The sequence below is a fragment of the Rhizobium sp. SVR5-2C genome, assembly GCF_056755115.1.
In genome coordinates this window covers 1-7,877 of record NZ_JBNDHT010000209.1, presented here as the reverse complement: position 1 = coordinate 7,877, position 7,877 = coordinate 1, and the positions used below count along the sequence as shown (strand labels likewise).

Here is a 7,877-nt window from a genome sequence, read left to right as displayed (position 1 = left end):
CGCTTGGTCGTGTACCCATAGAGCGACAGCGCGCCGAAGGAAGCGGCGGTCACGAAGAAGGTCTGCGTGATGCTCGACTGGGTATAGACCAGGAAGATCGACGACAGAGACAGACCGACCAGTGCGGCGTAGACCCAGAAGGTCGTCTGCGCGGCGCCCACGCTCATGCTGTTAATGCGGAAGCTCAGGAAGAAGACGACCGCAAGAGGCGCAAGGATCACGACCCAGCGCAGGGGCGACTGGAACAGGAGCACGCCGAACTGCGTGAGCTGGTTGTCCTGAACAGCAAAGTTGAATCCGAGATAAGCGGCCACACCCGTGATCGCCAGACCCAGCGCCATCAGGTTGTAGACCTTGAGCATATAAGAGCGCAGGCCCTGGTCGATCATCTCGCCAGTTTGCACTCGGCTTTGGTAGTTATTACGAAGGTCAGCCATAGTTTCCTCTTAAAAGCTCCGATGGAATACGGTGTCGGGCTGTACTGCCCAGGCGCCGCTGCGGAGCTCCAGCTTGCCTGGCTACAATATGAGCCTTTCGCGCTTTCCAAACAAGTGTCTTGCAACCCCGGATCGGGTTAAATCAGCGTAACGTGAAGGGATTTCGTCGATCGTCTGTTTCAGAGTTCGCGCAAAACGGGTGCCGCCTTCTGACCGAGAATTCGCCAGGTGCCGATCAGCCCTATGCCGACGGTCAGGACCAGCGCGGTCACCAGCGTGAGGACGGCAACATCCGGCAGGAAGGTCGAAGGCATGTGCATGATGCGGCTGACGATGAACCAGGCAGCGATTCCCCCGGCAATCAACGCGAAAATGGCGGTTGCCATGCCGAGGATGAGATATTCATAGCTGAAGGCGCGAATGAGCATTGCCCGCGTCGCGCCGAGCGTCTTCAGGACGACCGCGTCATGTGTCCGTGCCCGGTTGCCGGCGGCAAGAGCACCTGCAAGCACGAGAATGGAGGAAATGAGCGCAACGGAGGCTGCAGCGCGGATTGCAGTTGCAAGCTGGGCGACGAGCGTATTGACGATGTCGATCGCATCCTTGACGCGCACCGTCGTAATCGTCGGGTAGGTATTGGTGACGGATTTGAGGATTGCCGCTTCTTCGGCAGGGGTCGCCGAGGGGTCGGTGAGCGTCGCCAGCCATGCATGGGGAGCGCCGCGGAACGTATTCGGCGAAAACACCATGACGAAATTCATCGAAAGGGATTCCCAATCGACCTTCCGAAGATTTGCAATCTTCGCCGTGAGACTGCGCCCCAATACGTTGACGGTGACGGTATCCCCGATCTTTAAGCCAAGTTCCTTGGCTTCCTCCGAGGAAAATGAGACGAGCGGCTCGCCGCTGTAATCCTTGGGCCACCAATTCCCCTCTGTGAGCAAAGCGTTCTCCGGTATGGATTCGGAATAGGTGATGCCGCGGTCGCCGCGCAGCACCCACTGGCCGCCCGGCGGCACCTGTATCTTGGCCACGTCCTTGCCGTTCAGCGCCAAAATACGGCCGCGCATCATCGGAACTTCGACGAGCTTTCCTTCCGGCGCCTGCTTGCCGACCAGATTGCGGAAGTTCTCGACCTCGGCGCTTTGAATGTCCACGAAGAAGAAGTTCGGTGCGCCTTCGGCCATGCGGCCGGTCAGCTGCCGGCGGAAATTGCCGTCGATCAGCGTCAAGGTAACCAGCAATGCAAGCCCGAGACCGAGCGAGAGAACGACCGAAGGCGTCAATGCACCGGGGCGATGGATGTTGCCGATCGCCAGCCTCAGCGCCGGCGAATTGACGCGCGGGCTGCGCTTGGCGAACCAGGCAATCAGCGCCGCCACGCCACGCAGGATCACGAAGGCGAAGATAATGGCGCCGACGAAGATCACGGCGATGAACCGGTCATAGGCGGTGACAATGGCAAGACCGGCCAGCGCTGCCATGAACAGCGCGGCAAGCAGAATATAAGGCCATGAAGGCAGATGCCGCGCCTCAAATCCCTGTTCGCGGAAGAGCGCCGTAGCGGGCACTTCGCGGGCATGACCGAGCGGCAAGATCGCGAAGGCGAGCATCGTCAGCAAGCCGAAGACCGCAGCAAGCAGCAGCGCGCCCGGATAGAGCGTTGGCTCCGTGGAAACCGGCAGGAATTGCGCGAGGAATTGTGCCGCGAGCATTGGCGACAAGGCGCCAAGAACGAGGCCGATGAGAATGCCGGCGAAGGCGATGATCGCAATCTGGAACAGATAGACAAGCACCACGACGACCGCAGGCGCCCCGAGGCATTTCAAAGTCGCAATCGTCGTGCGTTTCGAATCGAGAAAGGCACGGACGGCATTGGCGACGCCGACGCCGCCGACGATGAGCGCGGTGAGGCCGACGAGTGTGAGGAATTGGGAGAAGCGGGTAATGTTTTCGGTGAGAGAGGGCGCCGCGCGGTCGCTGGTCCGGATCGACCAGCCCGCCGATGGGAATTCCTTATCGGCGCGTTCGCGGATGCCATTGCGGCCGGCGGTATCGTCGAGCTTGATCTTGTAGACATGCTCGACAAGACTGCCAGTCTGGATGAGCCCCGACGCAATCAGCGCCTGGCGACTAACCACCAGTCGCGGTGCGAATCCGAAACCTTCCGAAATTGCATCCGGCTCGGTCTTTACCGTGCCGGTGATGCTGAGCGTCGCATTGCCGAGCAGGATCTCATCGCCGACCGAAAGGCCGAGCCGCTCCAGCAGCAAAGGTGCTGCAACGGCGCCATAGGTTCCGTTCTGATCCGCAAGAAGGGCGGGAAGCGGATAGTTCGGTTCGGCTACGAACTTGCCGTAGAGCGGATAGGCATCATCCACCGCCTTGACTTCGACGAGAGCCTGATCCGAGCCATCGGGTTTTCGCGCCATGGAGCGGAGCCCGGTCGAGACAGCGACCTGGCCAAGGCCTCGGAGGAAATTCATCTCCGGCTGGGTTGCTTCGCGATTGTTCAGCTCGAAGCGCAAGTCGCCCGCCAGCAGCTCCTGGCCCTGAGATGCGATCGTATCGGTGATCGACTGGGAGACGGAGTTGACTGCAGCGATGGCGCCCGTGCCGAGCGCGATGCAGGCAAGGAAGATGTAAAAGCCCTTGAGGCCGCCGCGAAGCTCGCGAAGGGCGAGTCGAAGGGCCAACAAAGCGCGGGGCGTGACGAGCTTCATGCTATGGCCGCTTCGGACCGGCGATCGGCGCTGTCGCCTTCGATCTGGCCGGAACGGACCTTGATTTGCCGTGAGCAGCGGCTGGCAAGCGCAACATCGTGGGTGACGAGCAGCAGTGTCATGCCGCGCTCGGCCTGCTTGGAAAACAGCAGATCGGCGATCTGGCGGCCGGTGTCGGTGTCAAGATTGCCGGTCGGTTCGTCGGCTATGAGGAGAGCGGGTGAGGGTGCAAGGGCCCGGGCGATGGCGACACGTTGCTGCTCACCGCCGGACAGCTGCCCGGGATAGTGATTCAAACGCTCGCCGAGGCCGACGGCCTTCAACTCGCGTTGTGCTATTTCGAAGGGCTTCGGCACGTTTGCCAGCTCGAGCGGAACGGCGACGTTTTCGAGTGCCGTCATATTGGCGATCAGATGGAACGATTGGAAGACGATGCCGACGTTGCGGCCGCGGAAGTCTGCGACTTCATCCTCGCTCAGGGCATGCAGCGGTGTCCCGTTGACATTGATCTCGCCGCTATCGAGCTTTTCGAGGCCCGCGAGCACCATCAGCAGCGTGGACTTGCCCGAACCGGAGGGCCCGACGATGCCGACGGATTCGCCGGCCGCAACCGAAAGGTCGATGCCTTTCAGTACATGGACGGAGGCTGCGGCACTGCCCAGCGTCAAATCCGCTTGCTTGAGCTCAATGATGGTTTTTGCCAACAGAAAATCGCCCTATATGAACGTCAACGACTTTGCCAATCTAGGGAAGGCAGCATGAGATTTAAAGTTGCCGCGTTTCACATCGCCGTCATTGTTTCGTCGTTGATCTTCGGGACGACAGCCAATGCTTCCACAATCAATCTTGTCGGTTTCGGCGACAGCCTGATGGCAGGCTATCAGCTGCCGCCCGGTGACGGCTTTCCGGAGAAGCTGCAGGTTGCTTTGAAAGAGAAGGGGGTCGATGTTTCGATCACCAATGCCGGGGTTTCCGGCGACACGACGACCGGCGGGCTGGCGCGCATCGACTGGTCCATTCCCGATGGCACGAACGGCGTAATCCTAGAGCTCGGGGCCAATGACGCGCTGCGCGGCATTCCGCCGGAGGAGACTGAAAAAAATCTGGATGCGATGATTGCCCGGCTAAAGGAACGCGGGATTGGGGTGCTGCTTGTGGGCATGCTGGCGCCTCCGAACATGGGAGCGGACTATGCTGCGCGGTTCAATCCGATCTACCAAAAGCTCGCCGAAAAATACCAGGTCCCGCTTTACGCCTTTTTTCTCGATGGTGTCGTGACCGATGCGAGTTTGAAGCTTGAAGACGGAATGCATCCGAATGCCAAGGGCATCGATGTGATGGTTCAGAAGATCGAGCCGGCGGTCACGCAATTCATCGGGACGATTTCTTCTTTGAAGAAATAGGGGCTTGCGCGTCTCCCGAATGCGTGATTCCGTGTGAGCACCTGCAAAAGATTCGGGGAGTGCTCGTTATGCCGAGACTGTTTACCGCCCTCGAAATTCCGCGCAATGCGGCAATGAGCCTTTCCTTGCTGCGCGGTGGTCTCCCTGGTGCAAGATGGATCGATGTGGAGAATTACCACATCACGCTGCGTTTCATCGGCGACGTCGATGGCCGCACAGCGGACGAGGTCGTTGAGCGCCTGGACCGGATCGACCGGTCCGAATTCCAGATCCGCCTCGACGGCATCGGCTCCTTTGGCTCGAAGAAGCCGCATTCTGTCTGGGCCGGCGTTTCCTCTTCGCCGGAGATATACGCCCTTCAGGCTGAGATTGAGCGCATGTGCCAGCGGATCGGCCTGGCCCCGGATCCACGGAAGTTCACGCCGCATGTTACGCTCGCGCGGCTGAAATCCTCGCGTGTCGATGATGTCGTGCATTACCTTTCCGGCCGCGGCAACTTCCAGACGTCATCCTTCACCGTTTCGCGGTTCGTGCTGCTTTCGTCGCGGGAATCGGTCGGTGGCGGGCCTTATCTGACCGAGGAAGTATTCCCGCTGAGCGAGGCTTGGTCCGCGCCAAGCTTACCCACCAGCGCGATGCAGCCAGTCAAGAGCCTCGCATAGACCTGCTCGAAACCGTCCGGGCCGCCGTAGTACGGGTCTTGGATGTCTTCGCCGGTCTGAAGCGCGAACTCGCCGAAAAGCTCGATGTTGCTTGCTTCCGGCGCCATTGCGTGAAGCGCGGCCATATTGCTTCGGTCCATTGCAAGGATAAGATCGGCTTCTTCGAAATCCTCGAGACGGATACGGCGTGCACGCTGCCCGGTGATGTCAATGCCATGGGCCTTTGCGATTGCTATTGAGCGCTTGTCGGGCTGGGCGCCCTGGTGCCAGCCACCGAGCCCCGCTGAATCAATCTTGAAACGATCGGCAAGACGGGCTTGCCTTGCGACATGAGCGAAGATTCCGTCGGCGAGAGGAGAGCGGCAGATATTGCCCATGCAAACAAAGAGAATACTGAAGCGTTTCATGAAGAGACCTGAAGGAAGAGATAGGAGAACGATGCCATGAAACCGGAAAAACTGGAACGAAATGCGATCGAGGCGCAGCTTGCCGGATTGACGGGGTGGTCTTTGGACGAGCAAGCCGCATCGATTTCGAAAACCTTCAAATTCAAGAATTTCGTCGAAGCCTTCGGCTTCATGACGAAGGCTGCGTTCGCGGCGGAAAAGCTTAATCACCATCCGGAATGGTTCAATGTCTATTCCAGGGTCGAGGTAAAGCTGAACACCCATGATGCTGGAGGGCTGTCGGAATTCGACTTCAAGCTGGCCAAGGCGATGGACAAGGCAGCCGGACAGATCGATTGAATCCGATGACACCATCACCATATCTTCGCATGTACGTGAAGGGAGACCGGAATGGACGATGTGAAGTTCGGTGAGATCCTGCTGCCCGGGGATGAAGATACCCAGAGCCGCCGCGAGAGAGTTGTGCGGAAGAAATTCTGGCCGACCTTTAAGCGGGCGGTGCGGCAGATTCCGTTTTCGCGCGATGTCGTCGCGGGCTTCTACTGCGCACTCGATCCTGAATCGCCGGCGCGCGTCCGCGGTATTCTGCTTGCAGCTTTCGCCTATTTCATCCTGCCTTTCGACGCGATCCCGGATGTTTTTGCGCTCGTCGGCTTTTCGGACGACATTGCCGTGCTCTCAGCAGCTTTGGCGATAGTCAACAGCCATATGAAGCCGAAGCATTACCAAGCGGCGGATCGTGCGCTTGCCGACCCGCCGGAAGGCATGAAAACGGTCTGAGGCCGTTCGGTTCTGCGTTGCCTTTGACGCTCAATTCTTCCCCGGGTTTCCAGTGCTTTAATGACCCGGTGCGGTATTTTTGAAAGGTCAAACTCTTGCCCGAATCTTTATGTCTTAAATTTTCTCGAAAGGATGGCATCACGCCATCCGGGCAGACTATCGTTGCGAGGCGAAAACGCGTCGATTGTTGGACGGTCAGGCCAGGAATGGCACAGCTGGGGACGGTTCGCAGCCTCCGTTGACGCTTTAGTAACCTGACTTAAGTCAAAATAGACCACATCGTGACGAAGATGCCGCTCGCTCCGACAGGGCGCTGAATCGCAAGAACCGGCAGGAAATCCATGTTAGTAAAACGTATCGTACCCGCTCTCGCACTCGTTGTTATCACGGCCGGAGCCGCAGGAGCGCAGCAGCAGGCTGCTGCTGCACCTACGCGCATTCAACAATTCCAGGCTTGGGGCGCCTATTCCTACAAGCAAGGCAACGGTAACGTGTGCTACGTGCTTTCGGTGCCGACGACCAAGCAGCCGGCCGGCGTCGACCATGGCGACAACTTCTTCATCGTGTCGCAGCGGCCGGGCCAGAACATCTCCTACGAGCCGCAGGCGATGATGGGCTATACCGTCAAGGAAAACTCGAAGATCAACGTGACGATCGACAACAAGACCTTCGTGATGTTCACCAAGGACAAGGCCGGTTGGGTCGAGAATGCCGCGCAGGAGCCTGCCCTCGTCGCCGCCATGAAGGGCGGCCACTCGATGACGGTAACGGCGGTTTCGCGCAAGGGCACCGGCACGTCCTACAGCTATTCGCTGTCGGGCATCTCGGCCGCGCTGAAGCAGATTGAAAGCTGCAAGTAAGCCGTCTTATTCTCTCTATCAAAGTTGAAGGCCGGCCTTGCGCCGGCCTTTGCCGTTTCCATCTATAGTGACGCGCGGGGAAAATGATGATAAAGCCCGGCGCAACAGCGGAATGAATGCGGCCTTGATCGCAGCTCCGCATTCAACTTTCTGCGAACTGCCGATGCCGCCCGCCAAGTCTTCCGGCTTACCGGGATGCGTCCAGTTTTGATTTCGGGATAAGAGACTATGTCCGTCATGGATGCTATGGCCGTTACCAAGCCGCAGGCGCCGCGCGCGCAGCCCGGCGATGAGAAGCCCTCGCTGATCGGGCTTTCGCGCGAGCAGATGGGCGATGCGCTCCGCGAAAAGGGCGTGCCGGAAAAGCAGATCAAGATGCGCGTCTCCCAGCTGTGGAACTGGATCTATGTGCGCGGCATCTCCGACTTCGACCACATGACGAATGTCGCCAAGGATATGCGCGAGATGCTGAAGCAGCATTTCACCATCGCCCGTCCCGAGATCGTCGAAGAGCAGGTGTCCAACGACGGCACCCGCAAGTGGCTGCTGCGTTTTCCGGCGCGCGGTGCGGGGCGGCCCGTCGAAATCGAAGCCGTCTATATTCC

General features: G+C 59.2%; 9 protein-coding genes and 1 pseudogene. 6 read left to right on the top strand and 4 right to left on the bottom strand.

Annotated elements, in window-relative coordinates:
• The 3 genes from ACPYOI_RS33555 to ACPYOI_RS33545 all read right to left on the bottom strand — a co-directional run.
• The coding region (locus tag ACPYOI_RS33555) for a Bax inhibitor-1/YccA family protein (protein ID WP_481423984.1) at positions 1–437 on the bottom strand (437 nt) is incomplete at its 3' end.
• Between the two features lie 179 nt (positions 438–616).
• Positions 617–3,160 carry an ABC transporter permease gene (locus ACPYOI_RS33550; RefSeq protein ID WP_481416904.1) on the bottom strand — a complete coding sequence of 848 codons (2,544 nt, stop codon included), beginning with the start codon at positions 3,158–3,160 and terminating at the stop codon, positions 617–619.
• On the bottom strand, positions 3,157–3,864 hold the full coding sequence (locus ACPYOI_RS33545) for an ABC transporter ATP-binding protein (protein WP_481416905.1): 708 nt from the start codon (positions 3,862–3,864) through the stop codon (positions 3,157–3,159). Before ACPYOI_RS33545 ends, ACPYOI_RS33550 begins: the two co-directional genes overlap by 4 nt.
• 54 nt (positions 3,865–3,918) lie before the next feature.
• On the opposite strand from ACPYOI_RS33545, the gene ACPYOI_RS33540 reads away from it, so the two are divergent.
• The gene (locus ACPYOI_RS33540) at positions 3,919–4,563 is read left to right on the top strand and encodes an arylesterase (RefSeq protein WP_481416952.1); all 645 of its coding nucleotides are present in this window, start codon (positions 3,919–3,921) and stop codon (positions 4,561–4,563) included.
• 68 nt (positions 4,564–4,631) lie between these two features.
• The gene (gene thpR, locus ACPYOI_RS33535; RefSeq protein ID WP_481416906.1) at positions 4,632–5,225 is read left to right on the top strand and encodes an RNA 2',3'-cyclic phosphodiesterase; all 594 of its coding nucleotides are present in this window, start codon (positions 4,632–4,634) and stop codon (positions 5,223–5,225) included.
• On the opposite strand, the gene ACPYOI_RS33530 is transcribed toward thpR, so the two are convergent.
• Positions 5,132–5,632, bottom strand: coding sequence for a low molecular weight protein-tyrosine-phosphatase (locus tag ACPYOI_RS33530; RefSeq protein ID WP_481416907.1), 501 nt, complete (start codon positions 5,630–5,632; stop codon positions 5,132–5,134). The two genes, thpR and ACPYOI_RS33530, sit on opposite strands and share 94 nt — an antisense overlap.
• Before the next feature lie 36 nt (positions 5,633–5,668).
• Between ACPYOI_RS33530 and ACPYOI_RS33525 the strand changes: the two genes are divergently transcribed.
• The 4 genes and pseudogenes from ACPYOI_RS33525 to ACPYOI_RS33510 all read left to right on the top strand — a co-directional run.
• Positions 5,669–5,971, top strand: a complete 303-nt coding sequence (locus ACPYOI_RS33525) for a 4a-hydroxytetrahydrobiopterin dehydratase (RefSeq protein WP_481416908.1) — start codon at positions 5,669–5,671, stop codon at positions 5,969–5,971.
• 51 nt (positions 5,972–6,022) lie between these two features.
• On the top strand, positions 6,023–6,412 hold the full coding sequence (locus ACPYOI_RS33520; RefSeq protein ID WP_481416909.1) for a YkvA family protein: 390 nt from the start codon (positions 6,023–6,025) through the stop codon (positions 6,410–6,412).
• A gap of 341 nt (positions 6,413–6,753) precedes the next feature.
• Positions 6,754–7,272 (top strand): invasion associated locus B family protein, encoded by a 519-nt coding sequence (locus ACPYOI_RS33515; protein ID WP_168831686.1) that lies wholly within the window; start codon positions 6,754–6,756, stop codon positions 7,270–7,272.
• 228 nt (positions 7,273–7,500) lie between these two features.
• Positions 7,501–7,877 (top strand): annotated as a pseudogene (locus ACPYOI_RS33510) (dual-specificity RNA methyltransferase RlmN); the annotation flags it as partial.